Here is a 25,749-nt window from a genome sequence, read left to right on the forward strand (position 1 = left end):
CTAGTTTTGTGAGATTGATAAGATCTGACAGAAGGTCTAGTGATAAGGGCAAGGAGGGCACACCTGTTCCCATACCGAACACAGAAGTTAAGCTCCTTAGCGCCGAGGGTAGTACGCAAGTGCGAGAGTAGGACGTCGCTAGGCCATAAATAAAGAAAAGTACAAGTGAGCGATTATCTTCGAATAAAACTTAGCGAACACAGAAATGGCTGAAAGCCATGAGAGTGTGCATAAGTTTATAGAGAAGATGCGAACGGTACTAGACACTAAATGCGGGTGTAGTTTAATGGTAGAACTTCAGCCTTCCAAGCTGACTGTGAGAGTTCGATTCTCTTCACCCGCTCCAAATAGCCAATCAACATCCTTCGGGATGTTTTTTTTATTTATCAGGGATACCGATATCGAAAGGAGAGACGATTATTTTCTCTTAAAGTAATTCCGTCTTTTTTTAGGGTAAGGAAGTGTTTTTACAAGTTATGACAGGACGGATGGGTATATTAGAATTACCTAATACTAAAGGGGGAAAATAAATGGCTACGTGTACAGATTCATCTTTAAAGCAATCTATTATTTATCAGGTGTATAATCGAAATCATAATGAGAGTGGAACATTTCGTGAGTTAATTGAGGATTTACCACGTATAAAATCTTTAGGTGTGGATATTGTTTATTTATTACCTATTCATCCAATAGGAAAGAAGGATAAGAAGGGAACATTAGGATGTCCTTATTCTATTTCAGACTATCGTGCGGTTAATCCAGAGTACGGAACGTTAGAGGATTTTGTGGCTTTAATTGAGGCTGTACATGAATGGGATATGAAGATCATGATTGATGTGGTGTATAATCATACCTCACGCGACTCTTATTTATTACAGCATCATCCTGAATGGTTTTATAAAAATGCCGAAGGAGAATTTGCTAATCGTGTTGGGGATTGGTCGGATATTACGGACTTTGACTATAGTCAACATGAATCTCTTTGGGAGGAACTTATTGATTGTTTAACCTACTGGGCTAAATTAGGTGTGGATGGTTATCGATGTGATGTCGCGTCATTTGTTCCTGTAGAGTTTTGGTTAAGAGCCCGTCGTGAAGTTTCAAAAATTAATCCTCATTTTATATGGCTAGCAGAAACTGTGGATAAAGATTTTATTAGAACAATTCGTTCACTCGGTTTTTCTGTACATAGTGATTGTGAAATGTATCAGGCCTTTGATATTTGTTATGACTACGATGTTTATGAGGCATTTAAATCTTATTTACTTGGAAAATCGTCTTTAGATTTATATATAAGACGACTTCAAGATCAGGAGGTTATTTACCCGGGGAATTATATTAAATTACGTTGTTTGGAAAATCATGACCAACGTCGGATTGCTTCTTTAGTTAAGACGGTTGAACAGTTAATCATGTGGACAACTTTTGTTTATTTGCAGAAGGGAACAACGATGATTTATGCAGGACAAGAGGCTGCGTGTAAGCATACACCAAGTTTATTTGATGTGGATAAGGTGGATTGGTCATCATATAATAAAGATGGTATTGCCGATTTGATGGCGAAGTTAGCACGCCTCAAGAAAGATGATGTGATGCGAGATGGGGTTTATACGATCATGTCAGGTAATATTTCAGATTCTGTTATTTTGAAGTATGAAACCGAGTTAAAAACTCGAGTGGCTATTTTTAACTTTGGACTTAAAGACGGTGAACTTTCTGTCGATATTCCGGATGGCATTTACGAGAATTTAGTGGGGCATTCATCAATTGTTGTGCGGAATGGATATCTTCGTTTAGAGGGAGAACCAATTTTAATAGATGTGGATAACTTTAAGTTATAATTATCAATTCCTTAGATATCCTTGTAATAGGTGATAGGATGTATAGCAGGGAAGTAATGGGTCTATCCTGTCGTTACTGGGTGTGAATTATCATGATCTTGTTAGATTATTTAAGTTATCCACAATGTGTTTTAGGGGGGTACTGGCGAGTAGAGTCAGGCCCCCTTTTTTATTTTTTTTATAGATTTGTAAATTGGTTGTAAAACTGACAAATAGTTTCAGTTATTTAGTGTATCCTAATAATACAGGAAAATTAGTGAGGCTAATTTATGCTGCGTGTTATAGTGTAGTTGTGTATTAAGTCTGGTTTGAGGACTAAATAAATAGATGGGTGACAGTTCATGAGAAGATTATTTATTGGTGTAGGATTTTCATCGGAATTGAGGGGATATTTTCAAGATGCTGCTCTTATGGTTGAGAAGTATTGTGAGACGGCTAAGTATACGAGAAGAGAAAACTTTCATTTAACACTTAAATTTTTAGGAATGATGGATGAGTCAACGATTAATACCTTGATTGATGTCATTAATCACATTGAAGTTAATCAGCTGACGTTATATTTTGACCATATTGGCTTTTTTAAGAAGAAAAATCGGTATGTGATTTATATGGGATTACATCCAAATGAGGCTTTAACTCAGATTGCAATTGATTTGCACGACGCCTTGGTTGAAAAGGGGTTAACTTCTGCTGAGGAGTTTATCTATACTCCGCATATCACGCTTTGTCGTCAGGCGAAGTTACTCGTTCCATCTGTTGATTTATCACGGGGAATAGAAATTTCTAAAGAAACAATAGTTAATAATATTACATTATATGAAAGTACGAATATTGACGGTGTGTTAACGTATCGGCCGATTTATATTCGGGAGGTGTAAACAGTGGCAGAACAAGAAGGATACTTAGAGTTTATTGAGTCATTTAATCATATCCATAAATATTTAAAAAAGTATACGAACTCGGATGATAATGTCCCATTTAGTGATTTAATCTATAAAGCAAAGGGTCACCCTATGATTAATCTTTACTTAGATGAACTACATCTATTTCGAAAGTTAAGAAATATTATTGTTCATCAAACCGATAATTTTGAACAACTCGTGGCAACACCTAGTGATGAGGCTGTGGAGCGAATCAAATTTATTGAGCAACGACTCGTTGATCCATCCACAGTCGGGGTATTTCAGGCAGAGGTTATTAAATTTGATATGAAGGATTCTATTCAAGAGGTATTAAAGATTTCGGGGGAAAAAGAGATTTTGAAGCTTCCTTTGTATGATGGTAACCAGTTTAGTGGATTAGTGACTTCAAGGGCGATCGCTAAATGGTTACAAAAACATATTCAAAATAATAATATTGAGTTATCTGGGACAGTCGGCGAATTACTTGATTTTGAAAAAAAATCTCAGTATGAGTTTATTCCGACATCTATGACCATTTATGAAGCCTGGCGATTATATCAAACATCGCCTAAAAAATTGGATGCTCTGTTATTAACGGAAAATGGGACGGTAGAGGAAGAGATTAAGGCTGTGATTACATATGATGACTTATTAAGATATATTTATACGCATGATCAATATGTATTTAATTAAATTTTTTACAGAAAGAGTCATGATATTGGATGAATAGGCATAGGATAGGATGTCTAGTCTATCTGCCGAAGAGGTCTGATGATCTTTTAAGTGTGGATGATACTAAAAGGGAATGTTTAAAAAGAACAGGTGAAAATGTATTTAATTTTAACGCTTTGGTGATTCGTGAGAATCTGGCAAATTATCTTATTTATTTTTGTAAGTGGCATTAGTATAATTAGATTAAGGATGAAAACGGTTAACAAAGAATGGAGAGATATACATGGGGGAGAGGGTAACACGGGAATCACTATTAAAGTTTTTTGTTGATTCATGCTGCCTATTGGAGGATTACGATAAAATTGGAAGGATTTTAGATGAGGAATTGGTCAAGGGTAACGCTCGACTTGAAGAGGTGGTAAAAGATTACCGCGAATATCAAAATGTAGAATGTTTAATCCCAATATTAATTAGACTATCGCGTTATTATGCGTGTCAAAAAGCGAATAATTTAGCTGTCATGTACTTAATTGAGTGTCAGTGTATTTTAGAAAATTTAGAAAAGAATCATATTTTAAAAGGATATATCTATGCGGAGTTAGGTTATATTTATGAAACAAAAGGGATGTTTAAAGAGGCGGAATTTTATTATGAGCTTGCGGCTTCTTTCGGAAAGGATCATAACTTGTTAATACTGATGTCTTATTCATTAGAGCGTTTAATTCGCGTTCTTATGACTCTGGTTCAGTATAAAAAGCTAGAGCGTATTGATAAGTTAGATAAAAAATATTCGTTGCAAAATGTCCCAATTTATTTAAGAAAGCAACTCCGATGGTTAAAGCTCTATGCTACTCAAGATTTTGAAGAAATCGTCAAAATTTATGGAGAAGAATATCGCTCTGAAGAAGGTTTTATGCAAGAGGTTATAGGGGCCTATGCATTAGCACAATTGAATCGTGTTGAGGAGATTGAGTGGGATCTTCAATTACTAGATATTAGTGTTTCATTGCCATTGAATGTCTATCGTTTAATGTATCATCTGACCTATCATTTAGTGCACGATAAAGATGAAGAGTTAGAGCGATATATGAATAATATGATGCGTAAGTTAAAAGATAAGAATCAACATGGTTGGTTAGCTTTTGTTTGTCATTTATTTGTTCAGTCGGCTCGTATTCAAAAGAATGAGTGGATGATGAGTAAGTTAAAGGTGGGATTAAGCGAGGTTAACCAGCAGATTCATTATGAGGAACAACGTTCTAGACCTCGAATTCAAGGCTTATATAATAGTTATCGGAATTATTATAAAGGGATTCAGTTGATGCCGAATAAAGGAAAATTCCGTGTGGTGAGTTGGAATCGATTACCGATGTTATATCAGTATGACTATACCCCAAAAACACTACTAGGTTATTTTAAATTTGACGCGTGTTTTTATAATGATTTTAAACCTTCGTTATTAAAGTCAGTGATTGATGTTATTCAAGAGGAGTTTGTGGGAGAAGGAATTACTTTTTCTGTAGAGAAGGAAGGGTTATGGTTTTATTTTGAAGTTTCTTGTGGAGAAGTGAAGCTAAAACGTAAAATAAATCGATTTGTAGAATACTGTTATGAAAAGTTAGGACAACCGTATTTCGTAACTTTTTGTATTCCACGCTTAACGGCAGCATCTTTTGAGGAGACGTCTAATCAGGTTAAGAGGCATTTTTGTCAAATGGTGTTGAACTCGAATCCCAAGTTACCGTATCAGATGAATTATTGCCAGGGGAAACCGATCGCTTATAACTTATTGGATCAAGTGCATCAAGCGATTGAGATGGCTGATTACCGAGGAGAAATTAATATTGAGTATGCGCCTCTTTATCATCGCGAGAGTAATGAGTTGTTTGGAATTGAATGCTCTACGGTGCTAGATGAAAATCGCATTTTATCGCAACTTCCAATTGAGGATGCGACTATTGGGCGCGAGTTATTAAATATTGAACGGGAAATGTACCTATTTGAAGTCGGTTGCGATTATTTGAAAAGGCATGAAGAGGAGCATGGGGTTAAGTTATCTCTATTTATTAAATTTTCGAGACAAGCTTTATTGCATAAATGGATGCCTTCTCGAGTTATTTCTTATTTAAAGGAACATAAAATTGACCCTAATCAGGTCATTATTAGTGTTAATGAGGATATTTTATTTGAACAAAATGACCTTATTCAAAAGGCAGTAAAACGATTGCGTGAATATGATGTGAATATTGCATTGGATGAGTATGGTGCCGGGGCATTAACGGGATCGATTCGTAACTTAAGTATTGATTATTTAAGGATAAGTTCTTGTTTTATTCAATATTTAAAGTCTTCTAAAAATTATTTGAGTATGATGAACTCATTAATTAATGTATGTATGAGCAAGGATGTTAAGTTATGTTGTTCGGAAATTGAGAATGAATCAAGCTTACATTTAATGAGTGATTTTGGAATCGATGTGGTAAGTGGAAGTTATTATCAAGGAAAATTAGTTGTTTAATTGTAAGAAATAGGTCATAATAGAGATGATAGAGGAATGAGGCATTAGGATAATCTTTATTATGAAGAGGTGAAATTCGATGAAGCAGGATATGGATTTAGGATTTGATGCTTTTTTAGAACCAGATTCGGAATTTATTGATGAAGTATGTCGTTGCTTAGAGGATCAGGGTATTCATTTAACAAATGATTTATTAGTTCAAATTATTTCGATGTATGAAGAGCATAAGTTTAAATTTTTTAAAGATATGTTAGACCAGCTAGTGGGACAAGACATTAGTGCCCTTTCAAACGATGGAGGGCCGGCTGTTGTTCAGGTGGTTATGGATGGTAAAAGGATGGGGAAATCAAAAGATAAAGACGAAGAGTATTTAGGTGATATTGACTCAAACTTCTTATCTTGATTATAATAGTAAAGGGTGGCCAAAGCGGTCACCCTTTTTATTCTTCCGTTGAAGATCTTCTTTCGGAAAGGGGGAGATGTGTGAAGTTGAATTCCCATGAATCACTAGAACGTTTAATTGATTTGTATAGTGGGGATGTATATAAAATCGCCTATTGCTATATGAAGGATTGGCAATTAGCGGAGGATGTCTCGCAAGAGGTCTTTTATAAGGCAATGAAAAATTATGCTAATTTTAATCATAGAAGTAGCGAGAAGACGTGGTTAATTCGGATTACGATTAATACGTGTAAGGATTTATTAAAAAATGGATGGCTAAAGAGAGTACAAACATCAGTTGTTGATGATGGGTTAATGGGGCAGGTTGAGCCACCGTTTGATATTATCCGCTGGGAAAGGGATTGTGCGATTGATGACTGTCTTCAAAAACTTTCTGATCACGATCGTGAGGTTATTCTCTTATTTTATTATGATGAATTAACGTATGAGGAAATTTCAGCCGTCTTAGGAATTCCGATGGGAACTGTACGTAGCCGTTTATCGAGGGCACGTTTAAAGTTAAAAAAGATTTTAAATGAGGAGGATGAGGGGATTTTTATCTCGTCAGCTATAAAATAGAATCTGTGGATAAGTCAAATGTTTATTTGAGATATCGAGTTATCCACAAAAAAAAGTTCACCCGTTTAAAGGAGTGAACTTTTTTTATATTGATGGAAGCGTTCAACATCTTGGTCTGAACATTCGACTGTAATAAGCGTTCCGTTATCTAAATATTCAGTTTCGAAGACGGTTGCATGGTCATTGAGATAAGAGATAATATTGCCTTTATCGTAAGGAATCAAGAAAGTTTCTTTCACGTAATGGTGAAATAGGTGTGATTTAATACTATTAATTAGGGTATCAATGTTGGTTAGATTTTTAGCAGAAATTCGAACAGCCTCTTGTGTACTAGGCGTAAATTCATTATCCACAAGATCAGCTTTATTGTAGACGTAAACCATTGGTGTTTCTTTTACTCCTAATTCATCAAGTACTTTATTGGTAATCTCGATTTGAGCTTGGAATTCCGGATGTGATAAGTCAACGACGTGAAGGAGCAAATCTGCCTCTGTCACTTCTTCAAGTGTTGATCGGAAAGCTTTTACTAATTGGTGTGGGAGTTTGCTAACAAATCCGACGGTGTCCGTTAATAAAAATTGTTTATTATCTGGAAGTTGAATTTGTCGAGTCGATGTTTCGAGTGTTGCAAAGAGCATGTTTTTTTCGAAGACACTTTTATCTGCCTCGGCGTTTGACACGTTTAGTAAGGCATTCATTGTCGTTGATTTACCAGCGTTGGTATAACCGACGAGGGCCACGACAGGGGTTGCATTTTTTTTGCGTAGTTTACGTTGGTTTTGACGGGCTAGAACGAGGGCGTCTAATTCTTTGTTTAGTTTATGAATTTGTTCTTCAATGCGACGGCGATCAAGTTCTAATTTTTTCTCCCCGGGTCCTTTTGAACCGATTCCCCCTGCTTGGCGAGATAAAGAGGCATTAAGTCCAATCAGACGAGGCATCATGTATTTAAGCTGGGCTACTTCGACTTGAAGTTGGGCTTCGCGTGTTTTGGCACGGCTAGCAAAAATATCGAGGATTAAAATGGTTCGATCAATAACCTTGCATTGAAGTTCGTGTTCAAGGTTACGGATTTGAGAGGGTGAGAGTTCGTCGTTAAAAATGACGAGGTTCGCATCGTTTTTCGCAACAAGGTGTGCGACCTCTTCAACTTTCCCTGAGCCGATATAGTGGGCAGAGTTTACCCGTTCGAGTTTCTGGGTTAGAACGTCGGCCACTTCGACTGAGCATGCTTCAGCTAAATTTTTAAGTTCTTCTACACTGTAGTCAAAGTTTTTATCGTTATTTAAATCGACTCCGACTAGGATGGCGCGTTGAATGATTTCTTCCATTTCATCACCTCAAAGTTATATTTTTCAAAGCTATTATAAGTTTACTAAATAATTGGTAAAATAGAAATAATATCGTAAATAAAAGTAAGGTTTACGAACTGAGAACAATTAGATTAGATGAGCGAGTTGACGCAAAATTTAATTGTTCTTTGTTATAAGTGTATGCGTTTGACGAAAAAAGATTTATAAAATACGTTCTTCTAGCGTTAGGCGTTTGAAGATTTTTATTTTTTATCATAATGAAAGGGTAAGGTTTTAATGAATGATTAGCGAAATTTCATGATTTATGTGATAATGGGAGAGGGATATTAGTTGGGATAAGGGGTTGATTGGGTAAAATATTTGGATAGACAATGGTCAGACGGGAACTGTCCCATGTTTAAATGGTTTGGGCAATTTGAAAAAAGTGAACTATATTTTTGGTTTAGATAGAAATGGTAACGATTTGTAAGGAGGGTCAGTATGGCAAGAGCAAAGGCGAAAACATCATTTTTTTGTCAACAGTGTGGAATGGAAAGTTTAAAGTGGGTCGGTAGATGTCCCGGTTGTGGTGAATGGAATACGATGGTGGAGGAATTGAAGCCAACGAAGGCGGAGCAACGCCGCGGATTTGTGGCAAGTGAAAGTATGGCAAAGCCTCAACGTTTACATGAGATTGAAACGAAAGAGGAGTCTCGTATTCACACGTCGATGAGCGAATTAAATCGTGTATTAGGTGGAGGAATTGTTCGAGGCTCATTAGTTCTTTGTGGTGGAGAACCGGGGATTGGAAAATCAACGCTTCTTTTACAAACGGCTCAAGATTTGGCGCATAAAGGTGTTCAAGTGTTATATGTTTCAGGAGAGGAGTCTGCGCGTCAAATTAAGTTGCGTGCCGAACGTCTAGGGGTTACAAGTGATCATCTCTACATTTATGCTGAGACCGATTTGACGTTAATTGATCGTCAAATTCAGCAGTTAAAACCGGAATTTGTTATTATTGACTCGATTCAAACGATTCATATGCCTGAGGTCACTTCAGCCCCTGGGAGTGTGTCACAAGTTCGCGAGTGTACGGCGCAGTTAATGAGGATTGCGAAGATAGGGGGGATTTCTATTTTTATTGTGGGCCATGTGACGAAAGATGGGAATATTGCGGGGCCTCGTTTACTTGAACATATGGTGGATACGGTGTTATATTTTGAAGGGGAAAGGCATCATACGTATCGTATTTTACGCGCCGTTAAAAATCGTTTTGGTTCAACGAATGAAATTGGAATTTTTGATATGAAAGAAGAGGGCCTTGATGAGGTGACGAATGCATCGGAGGTTTTCTTAGAGGATCGCACGAAGGGATTACCAGGGACGGCTATTATGGCATCCATTGAGGGGACGCGTCCGATTCTTGTCGAGATTCAATCGTTGTTAACGCCGACGTCGTTTGGGAATCCGAAGCGAATGGCATCTGGGGTTGATTATAATCGTGTCTCTTTAATTTTGGCGGTTCTTGAAAAGCGCATGGGCTTTTTCCTGCAAAATCAAGACACGTATGTAAAGGTCACAGGTGGGGTAAAAGTGGATGAACCGGCAGTGGATTTAGCGATTGTCGCAAGTATTGTATCAAGTTATAAGGATAAGATGACACCGAGCGGTGATGTTTATATGGGAGAGGTTGGATTAACGGGAGAAATCCGCCGTGTTTCACGCATTGAAGAGCGCGTGAAAGAGGCGAAAAAGTTAGGATTTACTCGTGCTATTATTCCTAAGAAAAATATGAGTGGTTGGAAGGTGCCATCAGGAATTGAGGTTGTAGGAGTGGATACGATTGCGGAAGCATTGAAGGCGATGTTTAAGGAGGATTTAAAATTTTAAATGGATAGAGGGAATGGGAAATAAATGAAAGAGACAGGTGATGAAGGCGATGGGGAGTCTTCAATCGCGATGATGATGAATTTAATAGCGGGTGACGGTGGGTAAAACTCACCGTCTTTTTTTGTGTAAAGAATATGTCTGGATGCTAACAAATCCTAAATTCTTAGTTATCACAAAGACGGAGGTGGCGAAATAGAGAGGGAATAGGCGAATGTTATGAGGAAAGTTTGCGGATGGAGGGGCATATGTTAGTAATAATGACGGAGTAGAAAGTTGACGTGGATTAGTTCAGAACCTATCAGATGGAGAAGCAGATGGATTTTTTGAAAGGGTGGTAAGAGATGAAGAAGGGGTTTTTTATTGTCGGGGTTGTTGCGATTGTTTTGCTCGGTAGTCTTTTTTTGAATAAGCGGGGAGATTCATTCAGTCTAGAAGGCATGGTTCTAGCGACGGGGGAATCGGAGGTTTTGATGTCTAAGCGTTCGGATTTGACGATTGAGGATTTAGAAATGGATGAAAAATCGTGGTTAGATGGGGCGTACGAGTTGGTTCGAGTGAAGAATATTTCGGGTGCCCAACCGGGAATGATAATTCGTGTTCAAGTGAAGAAAATGGAATCAAATAGTTATCCACAACAGGCGGTTGCCCATTCATATGAGGTGATTGAGCACCGTTATGTTTTAGATGAGGAGATGCGAATTGATTCATTGATTGAGTTATTTCCAACACAGGTTGGGTATTTACAGCGATTCAGTGGACAGGGTGAGTATGGTCATACACAAACATTAAGTTCCATTTCTGAATCAGAAGGTGCAACTGTTATCGAGTTTAAAGGGAATATGCGAGATGGATATGGCCAAAGTGAGAGTCGTTCCTTTTTATTGACTTATGAAGTGAACGATCAAGAAGTGATTGAGCATGTAAAAAATCAAGATCGTTATAGTGTGTTACGGCAGGATAATTTATTGAGTTCGATTATTCCAAATAAGGTGGTGTTAAAGGCGCCTCTTGAGGTTGGAAATCAGTGGACGGAATCGTTTGTTTATCAGAACGTGAATTATGAGGCGACAACAGAAATTGTGCGCAAGGGATTAGATGCTAATGGCCAGTTAGTGTATGAAACGTTAACAACGGTTCCTAATATCAATGAGGACTGTCAAGTGACGTATAAAGAGACGCGAAGATTTAGCGTTGGAAGCGGGATGACTGCCTTTAATAATGTTTTTTCTTTTAAGGAAAGCACGGAGTCGGGGGAAGACTCTAATCAGGCAGAGGATGTGTATTTATTTGGATATTCCTTATCATCTGATGAATAAGAAAAAAAAGGGGAGACTTCAACTGAAGTCTCCTTTTTAGCAACATCTATAACGCTTTTACAAAAACTTGCATATTAAGGGATAATGTGTAATAATAGGTAATCAAGTAACAAAAAAGGGGGATGAGAATGAAGAAAGTAGTGGGAGTAACCATAAGTCTATTTATTTTAATGGGAGTGTCAATCGGGGGCTATTCATGGTTAGTGAATAAGCAAATAAAAAATGTGGAAAGCTATCTTGTAAAAAACGGGTATGAGATGGAAGAGGTATCTTTCGAGGAGGATACATTCCATATTGTTTTAAAAGTGGAGAGCGATGAAGACGAGCTCGTGAAAAATGATCTTCTGAAAACTGATTTATTGAATAAGATTTCAGAAGATGCCCTTTATTTTAATCGTGGCATGATTCTTTCTTTTGTTGTTAAAGAGAATGCAAAATAGATAAGAAAACCTTCGTTCCATGCGAGCGAAGGTTTTTTGTTTATGTGTGGGAGATGGGTACAAAGAAGTGTCGGTTTAAAAAAGGAAATGAAACGCATCCGTTTTAACATCAGGTTCGTGTTGTAAATGATAGTGTTAATGAGGGGACAATTGTGTCTTGTCTAATTATACAAAATTAGAGTCGCCAACTTCAAGTGGATGGTGTTCAAAAACGAACGGCTTTTATTATTAATGACAAGAAGTTCATGTTCGTATCAATAGATAGAGAGTTATTAACGGGGAAGAAAGAGAGGGGAGGAATGCCACAGACGAGTGGTATGAACGCGACTAAAAAATAGTTTTCCTTTGGTGATAGTTTTACTAGGATCAGGGGGCGTTTAATTATCCATTTTATCGTTTGCACAAAAAAAGTAATCTTTCATTCAGATTACTTTTTTTATGATTAAATGTTATCGCCGATTAAACGTTGTTTTTTTCATTGGTGATTAAGCCGTTGTTTTTTTATAGACAGGCACACAGTTTGTTTCCTGTTCTTTATTAGAAAATACAATTTTTAATAAAATTGGGGTAATGACGGTTGTGATAACAACCATAATAACGATAGGGCCAAAGAATATGGATCCCATGAGTCCAAGTGAGGCACCTTTACTAGCTACAATTAGAGCCACTTCTCCTCGTGAGACCATTCCTGTTCCAATTTGGATAGCCTCTGTTGTAGAGTATTTACACATCTTAGCACCCAGTGCACATCCTAGGACTTTTGTTAAAATAGCGATGATGACTAAGGCGATTGAGAACGTGATGAGGGCCGGTGTCATTTCTGGGATCACAACTTTAATCCCGATACTTGCAAAAAAGATAGGGGATAATAACATGTAAGCCGTCGTTTCAAAGCGATTCATGATGTAGTGTTTACGAGGCGCATTAGATAAAAATAAACCTGCCATAAACGCACCCGTAATGTCTGCAACACCAAAGAAATGTTCTGCACAGTAAGATAATATTAAACAGAAAACGAAAGATAGGATAACAAAACGTCGGAGATCCATTTTACTGCGTCGCATTGAAGTTTCCATAAATTTCGAAAATAAAAATCCTGCTAATCCCCCAACGATAAAGAATAGGACGATTTTTATTAAGACAACCGCAATGCTTACATTTGGGTCTGTGGCACTTGTTACAACTGTTAAGGCGATAACACCTAAAATATCATCGATGATTGCAGCACCTAAAATCGCATTTCCAGCTCGAGTGCTTAATTTTCCTAGTTCTTTTAATGTTTCTACCGTGATACTAACAGAAGTTGCCGTTAAAATAATCCCAATAAAGATATTTTGTAAGAAAGGAAGTGCGCTCGCATCAGAAATTCCCCCTTTGTTAAAGATCGATGCAAGTATAAATCCCCCTGCTAATGGAATAATCATTCCTAAAATAGCGATAATCAGAGAAGCTTTTCCTGATTTTTTTAGCTCATTAATATCCGTTTCGAGTCCAGCAGTAAACATTAACACAATGACCCCTAGTTCAGCGAGTTGGATGATGAAGTCTGTCTCGTGTAGAATATTTAGGCAAGCAGGTCCAAGTAATAAACCAGCTAATAAGGCACCCACCACTTGTGGTAATTTAATTTGTTTGGTTAAGAGTCCGAGTAATTTTGTACTCATTAAAATTAAAGCAATGTCAAATAGAAATTCATAAGATAACATTTTTACTATTCCCCCCTTAGGTTTTACATTGAGAAATTATACTACTCACACCAGGCATTTACAACCAATAAATAATAAAATTTTCCATTTAGATTCGTTTTCATTTAATAGATAGAGATAACGTATAAACAGAAACATTAGGCGTATTTGTTTTTAGTACAAATGATTAGGCGATGCAAGGTAGATAATCGCCTGTCTATACATTTTGAGTTGGTTAAAATATATGTGAGTCACTTTCTCAATCAAGCGAATTAGCCGATTAGAGGGACTTTTGGCAATCTGGATTTAATTTGACAAAATTATCATTCTTTGGTAAGGTATTTAATATTAATTTTTTAGAGGGGTGAGAAAATGAAGCAGAAGATCATTGTAAATACATTGATGTTTATCTTTATGCTGCTGTTTATTTCTTTTTTTCAAAATGTATTCGGTGTTTCTAACAAAATGGTTGGAATTACGGTTTTAATTATCGGACTTGGTATTTGTGAGAAAGATTTAACGTATAACTTGGGCCTTTTGGTGATTCGATTATTATGTTTTCTACTTGCAATGGGGATCTTTAGTTATTTAAGTTTATTAAATCCTATTTTGGGGTTAATTCTTAATTTCGGTTTTATTTTTTATGCAACGTATGTGATGGTTGAGGGAAATAAAAAACCTTATCACTTCCCCTTTATTTTAGGGTATTTATTCTTGATCTTTCTTTCACCCTCTGCACCGACTGATTTGCCAGGTCGTTTGATTGCTTTAATAGGAGGGGCCTTTTTAATCGTTGGATTGCAATGGTTATTTAATCATAAAACGTACGATAAAGTTTTAAATTCGCGATTGGATCAAGTTCTTAACCAATTAATTCATCGTCTTGAGCGCCTGTTGGCGAAAGATTCCGGTTCATGCGAGGAAGAAGTTCATGCTTTAAAAGCGAGTATGGGACGATTTATGAAGGCGATTTATGAGCGTTTTGGAACAAATGGATCGTTTAATAAAGAAGGCGTAGAACAGGTTACTCATATGGTCGCTTATGAAAAAATGTATTATTTATTAGACGAGGTCGCTAAAGATTACGAGGCTGGATTAATCGATGATGAGACGATAGAAGACTTAATTGTGTTTATTAAAGAACATCGAGGTGGGCATCATGCTTACTCAGGTGTATCGATGTTTGATCAAGGCGCGACGTCTGTGAAAGAGTTAAAACAGGTGCTACTTGTTTTACAGACAGCGGAGCGAGACGAGTATTCACATGATCAACGTACATTATGGGAGCAGTTTCTTAAACCAATAGATCGCGAATCTTATGCATTTAAGTTTGCGATGAGATTATCGATTTTATTATCGGTATGTTTGTTTATTAGTCAATTATTCGGATTAAGTTATGGGCGTTGGTTATGTTTTACAATTGCAGCACTTGTTCAACCGGATGCTGAATCTAGTCACAAGAAAACAATTGAACGTTTAATTGGAACAGGCGTTGGAGCGACTATTTTTGTTGCTTTGATTACGATTTTTAAAGAGGAATCTCAACAAATGATTATCGTCTTACTCTCTTCTTATATCGGAATGTATATGAACCGTTATGATTTTAAAATGATTTTTATTACGATCCAGGCATTAGGAGGGGCTCTTTTAACCGCAACAGGTTCAATTGTTATTGGTAATCGCTTGTTTTATATTGTAGTAGGTGCTGTCATTGCCTATCTAGGAAATAAGTGGTTATTTCCAATTCGAAGAAAAGACATTAAGGAACATTATATTGATTTATATGAGCAACAAAAGAATCATTTAATCAAGACTCCTCAAAACAATCCCCATGAGGCCATTGTCGATGCCTATCATTACCTTGAAATGGGAAAATTAGAGGATGAAAAGTATTCGGAATGGTTAGATGTCAGTTTTGAGGCTTTAGTTCGGGCCCAATCGTAAAACGAGTCACCTCTTCCCTTGTGGGAACAGGTGATTTTTTTATACACGGATATATTATTCGGTTGATTTTATAGAGCCTGTAGTCGGGGGATGTAAAGATAATGATTCCTTTATTAGTCAAGTGTTTGAAATAAGAGGGAACTTTTTGATGATTGGCTGGTCACGTCGTTTAAAAGGGGAAATCCCTAGAGGAATCTTTCGCTAGGAGTAAGGTCAAACGATTAATGGGCAATTTTTTTATGGGGAGAATGATGAGAAAATAAAACATAGTTTAACATTTTTTGATATAATGAAAGAGGAATTTTAACTTTTAGGAGGGTTACACATGAGACGTGAGTTGGCAATTGAGTTTTCCCGTGCGACAGAGGCAGCGGCTTTAGCAGGGTATAAATGGTTAGGTCGTGGAGATAAGAATGAGGCGGATGGTGCTGCCGTTCTTGCGATGCGTCATGTATTAAATGAAATTAATATTCGTGGTGAGATTGTGATTGGTGAGGGTGAAATTGATGAGGCTCCAATGTTATATATTGGGGAGCGAGTTGGAACAGGATTTGGTGATGATGTAGATATTGCTGTTGATCCAATTGAAGGAACACGCATGACGGCGATGGGGCAGGCCAATGCGATGACAACCCTTGCCGTTGGAGAAAAGGGTTCATTTTTAAAGGCGCCAGATATGTATATGGAAAAGTTAATTGTCGGTCCAAAAGCCAAAGGTGTTATTGACCTGGACTTATCTTTAGAAGAAAATATTAAGCGTGTCGCAAAAGCAGTTAATAAACCGTTATCTGCATTTACGGTGATGACACTTGCCAAACCACGCCATGATGAACAAATTAAACAAATGCAACAGTTGGGTGTGCGTGTATTCGCAATTCCAGACGGAGATGTTGCAGCCTCTATTCTAACGTGTATGCCATTTAGTGAAGTGGATATGGTTTATGGAATTGGTGGGGCGCCAGAAGGTGTTGTATCTGCTGCTGTTATTCGCGCTTTAGATGGAGATATGCAAGGACGTTTAGTTTTACGCAAAGATGTAAAAGGTGAAACGGAAGAAAACATTCGTATGAGTGAAGATGAAGCGCGTCGTTGTAAAGAAATGGGAGTTGAACCTGGTCAAATTTTAAAATTAGAAGATATGGCTAAAAGTGATAACGTCATGTTCTCTGCAACGGGAATCACAAAAGGTGATTTATTAGATGGAATTGTATGTGAAGATGGAATGGCGACGACTGAAACATTATTAATTCGTGGGAAATCACGTACCGTTCGTCGCATTCAATCCGTGCATTATTTAGATCGTAAAGATGAACAAATTAAAGAGATTATTTTATAAAAATTGGTTATGATAAAAAAAGAGCTCCCATCAACTAAATGGGAGCTTCTTTCATAAGAGGAGTGAGTCGATGTATAGTGTCATTATTTTAGCAGCAGGAATTGGGAGTCGCATGGGACTAGGCTATAATAAAATGTTACATTCGCTAAAAGGACAACCAGTCGTTGTTCATACCATCAAAAAATTCTTAAAAGATATAAACTGTGGACAACTTATTTTAGTAGTCAATGAGTTAGAACATCAAATGATGGAACAATTATTAGATAAGGCACAGATTAACGATGATCGGATTGAATTAGTGAGTGGTGGGAGTGAACGTCAATACAGTGTTTATCATGGGCTTCAAGTTGTTCGTGAAGAGGTGGTGCTTGTGCATGACGGGGCCCGTCCGTTTGTTACCTCACAGATGATCGCGGAATGTGTGTCATTGGCGCAAGAGGAAAAGGCAGCGATTGTTGCGGTTCCCGTAAAAGACACGATGAAGCGGGTGATTGACGGAGTCGTCGTTGAAACCCCTCGTCGTGATGAAATGTATAGCGTACAAACCCCTCAAGCAGCACCGACTTCGGTCTTGAAGCAGGCTCATTTAGGGGCAAGACAACATCATTTCTTAGGAACAGACGAGGCGAGTTTAATTGAGAAATTTACAGATACGCCGGTGCACATTGTGAAGGGCTCATACACGAATATCAAATTAACAACGCCAGAAGATTTAGTATTAGCTGAGCAACTTCTTCATCTAGAAAGTTAAGGATAAAGTTATCCACAAGAAATATTTTCAGTCATGTGATAACGATAAAAGAAAAAAGATTACCTTCTCATTTTTATGTATGGATTGTGGTAAAAAAAAGCTTAGTTGATTTGTAAAGAATAGTTATTATCTAAAGTGTGGCGCGAACCTTAGGTGAAGGGTGCACTCGTGAAGTGAATGGAAGACTAGAATCTCTTTAGGGAAATAATCAAACTCATCCTAAAAAGATTGGAAACGTTGGGTAACGCTATCATCAAATGTATAAGGAATTTTTTAATAGAAAATGTAAATTTAACCTTTTGGTGTTCGTATTTCTTGCTTTTTCAACACGGGGGGGGGAGTTACAATCAAGTTGTTTATATTTGGAGAAAAGGAGATGTAGAAATGATGGATTTTAAAAAGGATTATTAGCATTATCTTTATTCGGTGTATTTTCAGGGGGGTAACTTATTTGCTTCAGCAAGTACACTAGATCGAATTGAACCACAAGAGCCACTTCCAGGGTTCGGACTAGATTTAGTAGAGTATGATACTGCTATTTATAATGGAGAGGCTCCACAATCAAGAGTTGCTAAATTACTCAGTAGTGGTGTTTCACGTTATGTAAATCATAGTACGGGTCAGTATTATGCTAAGGGAGCAACCAATGTTGTTGAAAGTACAACAGGAAATGCTTTATATCATAAAACGACTGTAACTTTAGAAAAGAAAGTATTGTTTGTTACTAACACATTAGTTTCAGCTTCTGCATGGGGAACAGGAGAAGTTTGGGCAACAACTGGAACTACTCCAACAGCTGGAACTCCACATGTATATTGGGCTGTAAAATAATCAAAAAAAAAAACAACAATATAAATTTATATTGTTGTTTTTTTATAGGAGGAATTTGTAATGAAAGAACGGATGAAGGTTATAGTAATCTTTATTATCATTAGTGTATTATCTTGTGTGAGTCTTTTTATGATGTATCAAGAAAAAAACGATTTTGAACAACAATATTTTCATCTAGCTGATTTACAAAATATTCAAAATGATTCGCTAGGCCAATTATTAGATCAAGATAATATTTTAGAAAGATTAAATAACTTTAAGCAAGAATTAAAGGAAAGTGAGAAATTTACATTTATTGAATTTTTACCTAATGTTGTAGAGTTTATTGGGGAATGGGATAAGCCAAATCAATTAGTAAATGGATATGAATATGGGGCTGATTTAAAAAATCAAACCGTTCATGTGAATAATAAAGAATTATTAATTACGCCGATTAATTGTATTTCTATGGATCAGGATGCATGGGATTTATATGATTTATCGTTAAGCGAGGGGAATGAATTTGCAGGGACGGATTATAGTTTAACTGAAAAAAAACTGCCCTTAATTTTAGGAAGTGAGTTTAAAGAATATTATGACATAGGTGACGAAATTCCTTTATTATATTTTTCTGAGGAATGGACAGGGGTTGTCCAAGGATTTTTAGAAGATGATGAAGTCATTAACCAAGATTGGAATGAATATTCTTTAGATACTAGAATTTTAGTTCCTTCGTTTAAAGAAATGAGTGATAAAATAGATGAGGATTTACGAAAAAAGATAACGTATGCTCAATTAGAAGGGGATGTTTTACTAAAAGATAAAGCTGAATATTCAAAGGCAAATAAAGAAATAAAGAAATTGTCACAAAAGTATAACTTACCGTATGAATTATTAAGAGGCTATTAAATTTTTCAGTCAAGTCGTTGTGATCTATTTGGTAGTTTTGAGGGTTTAGCGTGGTAAGAAATGTTATAGGCGCAATTTAAAAGGGAGGTCACCGATCATATGTTCGGCGATCTCCCTTTTAATTAGGTGGAGTTGGTGTATTCAATCATTGAAAAAGGGTGAGTCCTATTTTAGATAGGAAGACATGACCTCAGTTGTTGATTCGAAAACTAAAAAAACGTTCATGGGGGAATGAACGTTTTTTTAAATATATAAAAGTTTTGGGAGAGTAATATGTGAAAAAATTTTAGGGGGGGATGTAAGTTTATCACTTACATATTTGTTATGGTAAAATAAGTAAAAGTTATTCACTAAAATGAATAGATTTATAAATTTTTTTGATTTCTATCTTTGGTGGCCTGTTTCAGGGCGAATTTAAACGTTAGGGCTGAATGGTTGATGAAATTATCGCCCTTTTTTAGAAGAGGATTACGGAAGGTAAGCAAGCCAGGTGAAAATCTATTTTACTTGGGAATAGGGTTTGTTTCACCGTATGAGAAAAGGGAGAAAAGGGTACGATATTTAGAGGTAGCGATAAATTTTAAGTGAGTGTACGGTTTTTTAACCTCATTATTCTAGAAAGTTAGTTAGTAATGATCGGAATAAGGATTAAAGAATTTGATAAATGACTTTTTTTACACTACTGGACAATGTATAGTAGTTAATGGTATACTCTATTATGCTTTACACAGTAGATAAGAAGATGTTTCTTTTCATCAATAAATGAGGAGGTTTTAGAAATGAACAAGGTCTCTTTATGTTCAATGGTTGTGATGGGTGCCCTTTTATTGGGGTGTTCGAAGTCACCAGGTGATCTTAATCAGGAGCAATCATCGCTCTCTACGATGACCGAGGCTCAGGCAAAGGAGCTAGCGCTTCAGGAAGTAGGAAGCGGGAGCATTATTGATTTCTCCTATGATCATGACGATAAGTTGCCACATTATGAATTTAAAATTGTGAATGATGGGGTTGAACACGAAGTTGAAATTAGTGCGATTGACGGAAGTGTTTTAAAGCACCAGACAAAAAATTATTCGGAAGCTCCACTCTTAGAAGAGCCACGAGTACGTGAGATTGTCGAAACGTTAGGAAATGGAACGATTGTTCGCGTTCAGTTAGAGAAAGAAGACCATCATGCGAGTTATGAGGTAACAGTGGTTGATGAAACATATACGTATGAATATGAAATTGATGCACGAGATGGTCATGTCATTCATCAAGAAAAAGAATTAATTAATCAGGTGATTGCCCCTAATCAACAGGCGTTAACAATTGATGTCGAACAGGCGAAGTCAATGGCGAGTGCCCAGGTTCAAGGCGGAGTTGTAACGGAAATTTCTTTAGATACTGACGACGGAACTCCCATTTATGAAGTAAATGTTATAGCGAATGGGATAGAGTACGAATATGAGATTAGTGCAGTAGATGGCCAAGTGCTTCGGGCGAGTACAAAATAGACTAAGGTCGAGTTTTCAACGGGTGGCAGCGTCGTGAAGAGGGAGGTTTAATGTAACAGGATTGTTATAGAAGGAAAGATATGAATGCACAATATAAAAAAGGTGTTTTAGAATTATGTGTTTTACGATTAATTAAGCGTCGTGATTTATACGGGTATGAGATGGTACAACAAGTTTCTTTATATATTGAAGTGACTGAAAGTACGATTTATCCACTTCTTCGTCGTTTAACAAAGGAAGGGTATTTGCAGACGTACAATAAGGCGTCGTCAGAGGGACCGACGCGAAAATATTATTCGATGACGGTTGAGGGAGAGGTCTATTTAACGACTCTTTTAAAGGAATGGAATCAGATGGTGGAATCCGTGCAACGATTATTAGAGGAGGGAGACTAAAAGATGGAGATTTTGAATCAGTGGTTAGAGGAACTCGCCGGGGATTTACAACGCATTTCTCCTGAGGATCGGGAGGCCATTTTAGAAAGTTACCGGGAACAAATAAATGAGATGGTGTCTTGTGGGATAAAGGAATCAGATATTTTATCTGAAATTGGTTCTCCAAAGCAGGTAGCCAAAGAAGTTCTTGAGTCGTTTATCGTGGATGAGGCGTTAGAAGAAGAGGTAAATGTTTGGAAAGGTCCCTCTCGGGAAACGAATCGCGGTAAACAATTGTTTGGGATTGCGGTGATGGGGATTTGTCTTTTTATTGCTTGCTGGTCATTTCTTATGATGCTTCGTTTAGTGATCGGAGGCTTTTTTATCTCACTAATCTCGTTGGGATTAATGATTGCTCTCTTTTTCGCCGCCATCGTGGCCTTTAATTTAGCAATTGCTTCAGGATATGTTGGGTGGTTAGTTTGGAATCGGGAAAAAAGAGAACGGGGTAGGAAAAAAGGAATTGAAAGGTATTTAATAGTTTCGCGTGTTGTTGCTATAATAGTGGGAAGTGCGGTCTTTGTTGGGAGTATTTATACGAATCCGTTTTTGAAGCAAGGGGTTTCGGAAGGGGAGTTATTTGACTTGATTGAAGAGAGGTCGCAGGGGATTCTTGATTTTGACGACTTATTTGAGATTGATTTTAGTTAGTTGGAAAGGAAGATAAGTATGATTCGAATTGGACATTCAACGGATATTCATCAACTGGTTGAAGGGCGAAAGTTAATTTTAGGTGGGGTAGAGATAGAGCATTCGAAAGGGTTGCTCGGTCATAGTGATGCGGATGTCTTATGTCATGCGGTGACGGAGGCTATTATTGGGGCATTAGCTAAAGGCGATATCGGAACTCATTTTCCTGATACAGATCCTAAATATAAAGGGGTAGATTCTCGCATTTTGTTGCGTGGGGCTAAGGAAATGTTAGATGAAGCGGGATATGTGCTTGGAAACTTAGATGCAACAATTTATGCTGAGCGTCCGAAGATGCGTCCCCATATTGATGCGATGCGTGCAAATATTGCCGCCGATTTAGGGGCGACGATGGAGCAGGTTAACATTAAAGCCACACGTGGCGAAAAGTTAGGCTTTGTCGGTCGTGAAGAAGGAATTGCGTCAGAATGCGTGGTTCTACTCTTTAAAAAGAATGCCTTGTAAATAAAGTTGAAATAAAAAAGTGATTTTCCAGTTACGGAAAATCACTTTTTTATTAGAATTTGTAACTCTCTTTTAAGGGGTCCCCGTTAGAATGGGAATAACGTTAGTAGTTATCAAAGGTGACAAATATAAGTCGCTTGAACAAAGTGGCAGTTATCCACTGAGGATACTAGCCGTTAATCAGGAAGGATAACCTTGCAGAAAATGATTTATTAGACGAGCGTCGGTAAATGAATTAATGGATGACGTTGCAAGATAACTTCGGCTTTTTTTATTGCTAGAGCTCCTTAGTCAGTGGACGACGTAAAATAAATAAACTCGCCCAGTTATACTGCTTACCTTTTTTTATTTTTTTCTCTCCCTTCAAAACTCTTTGGACAAAATAATACATATAATAAACAGCCAGAAATAATCGTAACAATACTTAAGCTTTTTATTACCCTCATATCATTAATATTAAAATTATAAAACCCCATAGTTTTTATAGGTATTCCATAAAGTGAAATTAAAAATATAGTTAGTAAAATAAAATAATCCTTATCATATTTAATTTTACTAATATTAAAAATTTTAAAAAAATATTCTTCTTTCTTTTTTTTTAATCTACCACCAACTATATACTTTTTATAAAATTAATTCCAAATATGGTTAATTTTATTATAAAAATAAAAGATTTAAAAGTAAATATTTTTCCTTTTAGGAGACTAGCCGTTAATCGGGAAGGGTAGCCTTGCAGAAAATGCTTTATTAGACGAGCGTCGGTAAATGAATAAATGGATGACGTTGCAAGATAACTCTGGCTTTTTTTATCGCTAGAGTTCCTTAGTTAGTGGACGACGTAAAATAAATAAACTCACCCATTTATAGCATTTAAATAGTTCCCAACCTTCCTTAGCTAATGAATTCATCGTGTTTTCGAAATTAGTTAATGTTTCCTCTCTTTTATAGAGTTTTTTTAATAGTAGAGGTAAAAAATTTAGGGTAAATAAATTTTTGATATGAATTAATTTATATTCATAGATGATATTTGAACGAGTTTTCTTTAAATACAATTGATGATTAAATAAATCTATTTCAAACAGTTCCCAACCGTCTTTGGCTAAAGAATTCATATTAATTTCAAAAATCTTCTTTTTTATTCCATCATAAGTAAACATTCGTTTAATCTGAATGGTCCTATACTCACTCATCTTACAGCCCCCCTCATCACGTAAAGTTTACTATAATAATATTGGATTTGTCCAATGTTTTATGATGCCACGGGGAACGCTATTAAATGAGGAAGTAGGCTGTCTAAACACGACTATTTAGGCCCTTAACGGTGAGCGATATTTTGGCTATCGAGGTTAGTGACTACTTTTTTGAATGGGTCCTCATTAATGGTTAGCATCAGTATGTCTGATGTTTAAAGTCAGACTAGTTACATGACTGATATTTGATTTGAAAAGAATCTTTTTTAACCGGTTATTGTCTTTTTATCGTCTAGGCTATGTTTCTAATTCCGATGTCCCAAATTTAGTAGAGATAGAACATGATCAAGTAATAGACTTCCTAATAGGGGTGATTCCATAAGATAATGAGATAAAAATTTTAAATTTAAAATAATAGGGTATATCCCCCCAGATTGTAAATAATGATTCTCCTGTTACGAGGAAAGAACTTATCCACAAGCAACCGAACAGGAGAAAAAGGGGGGGAGAGCCTCTTAGAAAGCTTCCTTTTGTTATGAAGACTTTGTCGTTTTAGCGGGATTTAGGTCTTTCCAATCAGTGGGGGAAGGTGGTGAGGGAATTTTCTTAATCGGGACTCGTGCTTTTTTCGGTGAAAATATTTAATATTTTGTTTCAATCGTATATAATATGAAAAGAATAAAGTAGTATTTTAATTAGGAGGCAAGATTATGACAGTTCGTGTTCGTTATGCACCAAGTCCAACAGGATTTTTACATATCGGAAATGCTAGAACAGCATTATATAATTATTTATTTGCAAAGCACCATGGTGGTGACTTTATTTTACGTATTGAGGATACTGATGTTGAGCGTAATGTAGAAGGCGGAGAAGAATCGCAAATGAACTATTTACGTTGGCTAGGTATTGAATGGGATGAGTCATTTGATGTTGGTGGAGACTACGGGCCTTACCGCCAATTAGAGCGTTTAGATATTTACCGTAAATATGTAGACGAGTTAATTGAAAAAGGATTAGCTTATAAATGCTACTGTACAAGTGAGGAACTTGAAGCTGAACGCGAGGCTATGTCAACTCATGGGCATGATAATATTCATTACTCACGTCGTTGTTTAAATGCGACAGCTGAGGAACGTGCACAGTTAGAAGCACGTGGGGAATATGTTGTTCGTATTAAAGTTCCAGAAAATGAAGTTTATACATTCAATGACATCGTTCGTGGAGAAATTACATTTAACTCATCAGATTTTGGTGATTGGGTCATCATGAAGAGTAATGGAATTCCAACGTATAACTTTGCGGTTGTAGTGGACGATCACTTAATGAAAATTACTCACGTTTTCCGTGGAGAAGAACACATTACAAATACGCCAAAACAAATGATGATTTATCGTGCGTTTGGATGGGATGTCCCAACATTTGCACATATGACGTTAATTGTAAACGAACACGGGAAAAAGTTATCGAAACGTGACAAAGATACGGTGCAATTTATCGAACAATATGCGAACATGGGATATTTACCAGAAGCCTTATTTAACTTTATCGCCTTATTAGGATGGTCTCCAGGAATTGAAGAAGAAATTTTATCACATGAACAATTAGTGGAATTATTCGATGAAAATCGTTTATCTAAATCACCTTCAACGTTTGATAAAGCTAAATTAGCTTACATTAATAATCGCTATATTAAAGCGTTAGACGCTGAAGAATTACTTGAACTTTGTATGCCTCACTTAGTAGAAGCGGGAATCTTAGAAGGGCGTACACACCAATGGGCGGTAGAATTAGTTTCGTTATTCCATGACCGTTTATCATATGGTGCAGAAATCGTTGATTTATACGATGAATTTTTCTCAGAAGAATTAACATTAGATGAAGAAGCACAAGCATTCATTAATCAAGAAGGTATTTCAGCAACATTAAAGGCTTTCAAAGATCAATTAGAATCTTTAGAGGACTTTACAGCAGAAGGGATCCAAGCTTCTGTTAAAGCTGCTGGGAAAGCAAGTGGAGCAAAAGGAAAAATGTTGTTTATGCCTTGTCGAATTGCGACAACAGGTCAAATGCATGGACCAGATTTACCAAAAGCGTTAGCTTTACTTGGAAAAGAAACTGTCGTTTCACGTATTGAAAAATTTATTTAAG

At 36.6% G+C, this 25,749-nt stretch carries 22 protein-coding genes, 1 tRNA gene and 1 rRNA gene; 21 read left to right on the forward strand and 3 right to left on the reverse strand.

Going from position 1 to position 25,749, the window contains the following annotated elements:
- Positions 1 to 35: 35 nt before the first annotated feature.
- The 8 genes from rrf to AACH31_RS00280 all read left to right on the forward strand — a co-directional run bounded on the left by rrf (position 36) and on the right by AACH31_RS00280 (position 6,953).
- A 5S ribosomal RNA gene (gene rrf, locus AACH31_RS00245) occupies positions 36 to 144 on the forward strand.
- Positions 145 to 272: 128 nt separating this feature from the next.
- Positions 273 to 346 (forward strand) — tRNA-Gly (locus AACH31_RS00250).
- A gap of 184 nt (positions 347 to 530) precedes the next feature.
- Positions 531 to 1,841, forward strand: a complete 1,311-nt coding sequence (locus AACH31_RS00255) for an alpha-amylase family glycosyl hydrolase (RefSeq protein WP_338617727.1) — start codon at positions 531 to 533, stop codon at positions 1,839 to 1,841.
- A 341-nt stretch (positions 1,842 to 2,182) separates the two neighbouring features.
- Positions 2,183 to 2,719, forward strand: a complete 537-nt coding sequence (thpR, locus tag AACH31_RS00260; RefSeq protein WP_338617728.1) for an RNA 2',3'-cyclic phosphodiesterase — start codon at positions 2,183 to 2,185, stop codon at positions 2,717 to 2,719.
- A 3-nt stretch (positions 2,720 to 2,722) separates the two neighbouring features.
- Complete coding sequence (locus tag AACH31_RS00265) at positions 2,723 to 3,436, forward strand: CBS domain-containing protein (RefSeq protein ID WP_161832620.1); 714 nt, start codon at positions 2,723 to 2,725, stop codon at positions 3,434 to 3,436.
- 262 nt (positions 3,437 to 3,698) lie between these two features.
- Positions 3,699 to 5,933, forward strand: coding sequence for an EAL domain-containing protein (locus AACH31_RS00270; RefSeq protein ID WP_338617731.1), 2,235 nt, complete (start codon positions 3,699 to 3,701; stop codon positions 5,931 to 5,933).
- Between the two features lie 79 nt (positions 5,934 to 6,012).
- On the forward strand, positions 6,013 to 6,336 hold the full coding sequence (locus tag AACH31_RS00275; protein ID WP_161832622.1) for a hypothetical protein: 324 nt from the start codon (positions 6,013 to 6,015) through the stop codon (positions 6,334 to 6,336).
- A gap of 80 nt (positions 6,337 to 6,416) precedes the next feature.
- Entirely contained in the window at positions 6,417 to 6,953 is a 537-nt protein-coding gene (locus AACH31_RS00280; RefSeq protein ID WP_262950125.1) for an RNA polymerase sigma factor, read from the forward strand.
- Positions 6,954 to 7,018: 65 nt separating this feature from the next.
- Here the strand turns inward: AACH31_RS00280 and hflX are convergent, their stop codons facing one another.
- Entirely contained in the window at positions 7,019 to 8,284 is a 1,266-nt protein-coding gene (gene hflX, locus AACH31_RS00285; protein ID WP_161832624.1) for a GTPase HflX, read from the reverse strand.
- 462 nt (positions 8,285 to 8,746) lie between these two features.
- Between hflX and radA the strand changes: the two genes are divergently transcribed.
- From radA to AACH31_RS00300, 3 genes are all read left to right on the forward strand, one after another.
- Positions 8,747 to 10,135, forward strand: coding sequence for a DNA repair protein RadA (radA, locus tag AACH31_RS00290; RefSeq protein ID WP_262950124.1), 1,389 nt, complete (start codon positions 8,747 to 8,749; stop codon positions 10,133 to 10,135).
- Positions 10,136 to 10,476: 341 nt separating this feature from the next.
- A complete protein-coding gene (locus AACH31_RS00295; protein ID WP_338617732.1) occupies positions 10,477 to 11,451 on the forward strand; it encodes a hypothetical protein in 975 nt (324 codons plus the stop codon).
- A gap of 128 nt (positions 11,452 to 11,579) precedes the next feature.
- Positions 11,580 to 11,891: a hypothetical protein gene (locus AACH31_RS00300; protein ID WP_262950121.1), complete on the forward strand. Its 312-nt coding sequence runs from the start codon at positions 11,580 to 11,582 to the stop codon at positions 11,889 to 11,891.
- A gap of 485 nt (positions 11,892 to 12,376) precedes the next feature.
- On the opposite strand, the gene AACH31_RS00305 is transcribed toward AACH31_RS00300, so the two are convergent.
- Positions 12,377 to 13,597, reverse strand: a complete 1,221-nt coding sequence (locus tag AACH31_RS00305; protein WP_161832628.1) for a cation:proton antiporter — start codon at positions 13,595 to 13,597, stop codon at positions 12,377 to 12,379.
- A 351-nt stretch (positions 13,598 to 13,948) separates the two neighbouring features.
- Between AACH31_RS00305 and AACH31_RS00310 the strand changes: the two genes are divergently transcribed.
- The 9 genes from AACH31_RS00310 to ispF all read left to right on the forward strand — a co-directional run bounded on the left by AACH31_RS00310 (position 13,949) and on the right by ispF (position 22,411).
- Positions 13,949 to 15,520: an FUSC family protein gene (locus AACH31_RS00310; RefSeq protein ID WP_262950120.1), complete on the forward strand. Its 1,572-nt coding sequence runs from the start codon at positions 13,949 to 13,951 to the stop codon at positions 15,518 to 15,520.
- 325 nt (positions 15,521 to 15,845) lie between these two features.
- The gene (gene glpX, locus AACH31_RS00315; RefSeq protein WP_161832630.1) at positions 15,846 to 16,856 is read left to right on the forward strand and encodes a class II fructose-bisphosphatase; all 1,011 of its coding nucleotides are present in this window, start codon (positions 15,846 to 15,848) and stop codon (positions 16,854 to 16,856) included.
- A gap of 70 nt (positions 16,857 to 16,926) precedes the next feature.
- Entirely contained in the window at positions 16,927 to 17,607 is a 681-nt protein-coding gene (ispD, locus tag AACH31_RS00320) for a 2-C-methyl-D-erythritol 4-phosphate cytidylyltransferase (RefSeq protein ID WP_161832631.1), read from the forward strand.
- Between the two features lie 426 nt (positions 17,608 to 18,033).
- On the forward strand, positions 18,034 to 18,438 hold the full coding sequence (locus AACH31_RS00325; RefSeq protein WP_262950119.1) for a hypothetical protein: 405 nt from the start codon (positions 18,034 to 18,036) through the stop codon (positions 18,436 to 18,438).
- A gap of 60 nt (positions 18,439 to 18,498) precedes the next feature.
- Positions 18,499 to 19,326: a hypothetical protein gene (locus AACH31_RS00330; protein ID WP_262950118.1), complete on the forward strand. Its 828-nt coding sequence runs from the start codon at positions 18,499 to 18,501 to the stop codon at positions 19,324 to 19,326.
- Between the two features lie 779 nt (positions 19,327 to 20,105).
- Positions 20,106 to 20,822: a PepSY domain-containing protein gene (locus AACH31_RS00335; RefSeq protein WP_161831801.1), complete on the forward strand. Its 717-nt coding sequence runs from the start codon at positions 20,106 to 20,108 to the stop codon at positions 20,820 to 20,822.
- A gap of 80 nt (positions 20,823 to 20,902) precedes the next feature.
- Positions 20,903 to 21,217 carry a PadR family transcriptional regulator gene (locus tag AACH31_RS00340; RefSeq protein ID WP_161831800.1) on the forward strand — a complete coding sequence of 105 codons (315 nt, stop codon included), beginning with the start codon at positions 20,903 to 20,905 and terminating at the stop codon, positions 21,215 to 21,217.
- A gap of 3 nt (positions 21,218 to 21,220) precedes the next feature.
- Positions 21,221 to 21,907 carry a DUF1700 domain-containing protein gene (locus AACH31_RS00345; protein ID WP_262950116.1) on the forward strand — a complete coding sequence of 229 codons (687 nt, stop codon included), beginning with the start codon at positions 21,221 to 21,223 and terminating at the stop codon, positions 21,905 to 21,907.
- 18 nt (positions 21,908 to 21,925) lie between these two features.
- The gene (ispF, locus tag AACH31_RS00350) at positions 21,926 to 22,411 is read left to right on the forward strand and encodes a 2-C-methyl-D-erythritol 2,4-cyclodiphosphate synthase (RefSeq protein WP_161831798.1); all 486 of its coding nucleotides are present in this window, start codon (positions 21,926 to 21,928) and stop codon (positions 22,409 to 22,411) included.
- Between the two features lie 812 nt (positions 22,412 to 23,223).
- On the opposite strand, the gene AACH31_RS00355 is transcribed toward ispF, so the two are convergent.
- Positions 23,224 to 23,601, reverse strand: a complete 378-nt coding sequence (locus AACH31_RS00355) for a hypothetical protein (protein WP_262953623.1) — start codon at positions 23,599 to 23,601, stop codon at positions 23,224 to 23,226.
- Between the two features lie 710 nt (positions 23,602 to 24,311).
- On the opposite strand from AACH31_RS00355, the gene gltX reads away from it, so the two are divergent.
- On the forward strand, positions 24,312 to 25,748 hold the full coding sequence (gltX, locus tag AACH31_RS00360; protein ID WP_262953624.1) for a glutamate--tRNA ligase: 1,437 nt from the start codon (positions 24,312 to 24,314) through the stop codon (positions 25,746 to 25,748).
- The last annotated feature ends 1 nt before the right edge of the window (position 25,749 follow it).

This window comes from Turicibacter faecis, assembly GCF_037076425.1.
Classification (GTDB): Bacteria; Bacillota_I; Bacilli_A; order MOL361; family Turicibacteraceae; genus Turicibacter; species Turicibacter faecis.

Coding starts and splice junctions, on each gene's coding strand:
- AACH31_RS00255 (WP_338617727.1), top strand. CDS start 531: ATGGCTACGTGTACAGATTCATCTTTAAAGCAATCTATTATTTATCAG.
- thpR (WP_338617728.1), top strand. CDS start 2,183: ATGAGAAGATTATTTATTGGTGTAGGATTTTCATCGGAATTGAGGGGA.
- AACH31_RS00270 (WP_338617731.1), top strand. CDS start 3,699: ATGGGGGAGAGGGTAACACGGGAATCACTATTAAAGTTTTTTGTTGAT.
- AACH31_RS00275 (WP_161832622.1), top strand. CDS start 6,013: ATGAAGCAGGATATGGATTTAGGATTTGATGCTTTTTTAGAACCAGAT.
- hflX (WP_161832624.1), bottom strand. CDS start 8,284: ATGGAAGAAATCATTCAACGCGCCATCCTAGTCGGAGTCGATTTAAAT.
- radA (WP_262950124.1), top strand. CDS start 8,747: ATGGCAAGAGCAAAGGCGAAAACATCATTTTTTTGTCAACAGTGTGGA.
- AACH31_RS00295 (WP_338617732.1), top strand. CDS start 10,477: ATGAAGAAGGGGTTTTTTATTGTCGGGGTTGTTGCGATTGTTTTGCTC.
- AACH31_RS00300 (WP_262950121.1), top strand. CDS start 11,580: ATGAAGAAAGTAGTGGGAGTAACCATAAGTCTATTTATTTTAATGGGA.
- AACH31_RS00305 (WP_161832628.1), bottom strand. CDS start 13,597: ATGTTATCTTATGAATTTCTATTTGACATTGCTTTAATTTTAATGAGT.
- AACH31_RS00310 (WP_262950120.1), top strand. CDS start 13,949: ATGAAGCAGAAGATCATTGTAAATACATTGATGTTTATCTTTATGCTG.
- glpX (WP_161832630.1), top strand. CDS start 15,846: ATGAGACGTGAGTTGGCAATTGAGTTTTCCCGTGCGACAGAGGCAGCG.
- ispD (WP_161832631.1), top strand. CDS start 16,927: ATGTATAGTGTCATTATTTTAGCAGCAGGAATTGGGAGTCGCATGGGA.
- AACH31_RS00330 (WP_262950118.1), top strand. CDS start 18,499: ATGAAAGAACGGATGAAGGTTATAGTAATCTTTATTATCATTAGTGTA.
- AACH31_RS00335 (WP_161831801.1), top strand. CDS start 20,106: ATGAACAAGGTCTCTTTATGTTCAATGGTTGTGATGGGTGCCCTTTTA.
- AACH31_RS00340 (WP_161831800.1), top strand. CDS start 20,903: ATGAATGCACAATATAAAAAAGGTGTTTTAGAATTATGTGTTTTACGA.
- AACH31_RS00345 (WP_262950116.1), top strand. CDS start 21,221: ATGGAGATTTTGAATCAGTGGTTAGAGGAACTCGCCGGGGATTTACAA.
- ispF (WP_161831798.1), top strand. CDS start 21,926: ATGATTCGAATTGGACATTCAACGGATATTCATCAACTGGTTGAAGGG.
- AACH31_RS00355 (WP_262953623.1), bottom strand. CDS start 23,601: ATGAGTGAGTATAGGACCATTCAGATTAAACGAATGTTTACTTATGAT.
- gltX (WP_262953624.1), top strand. CDS start 24,312: ATGACAGTTCGTGTTCGTTATGCACCAAGTCCAACAGGATTTTTACAT.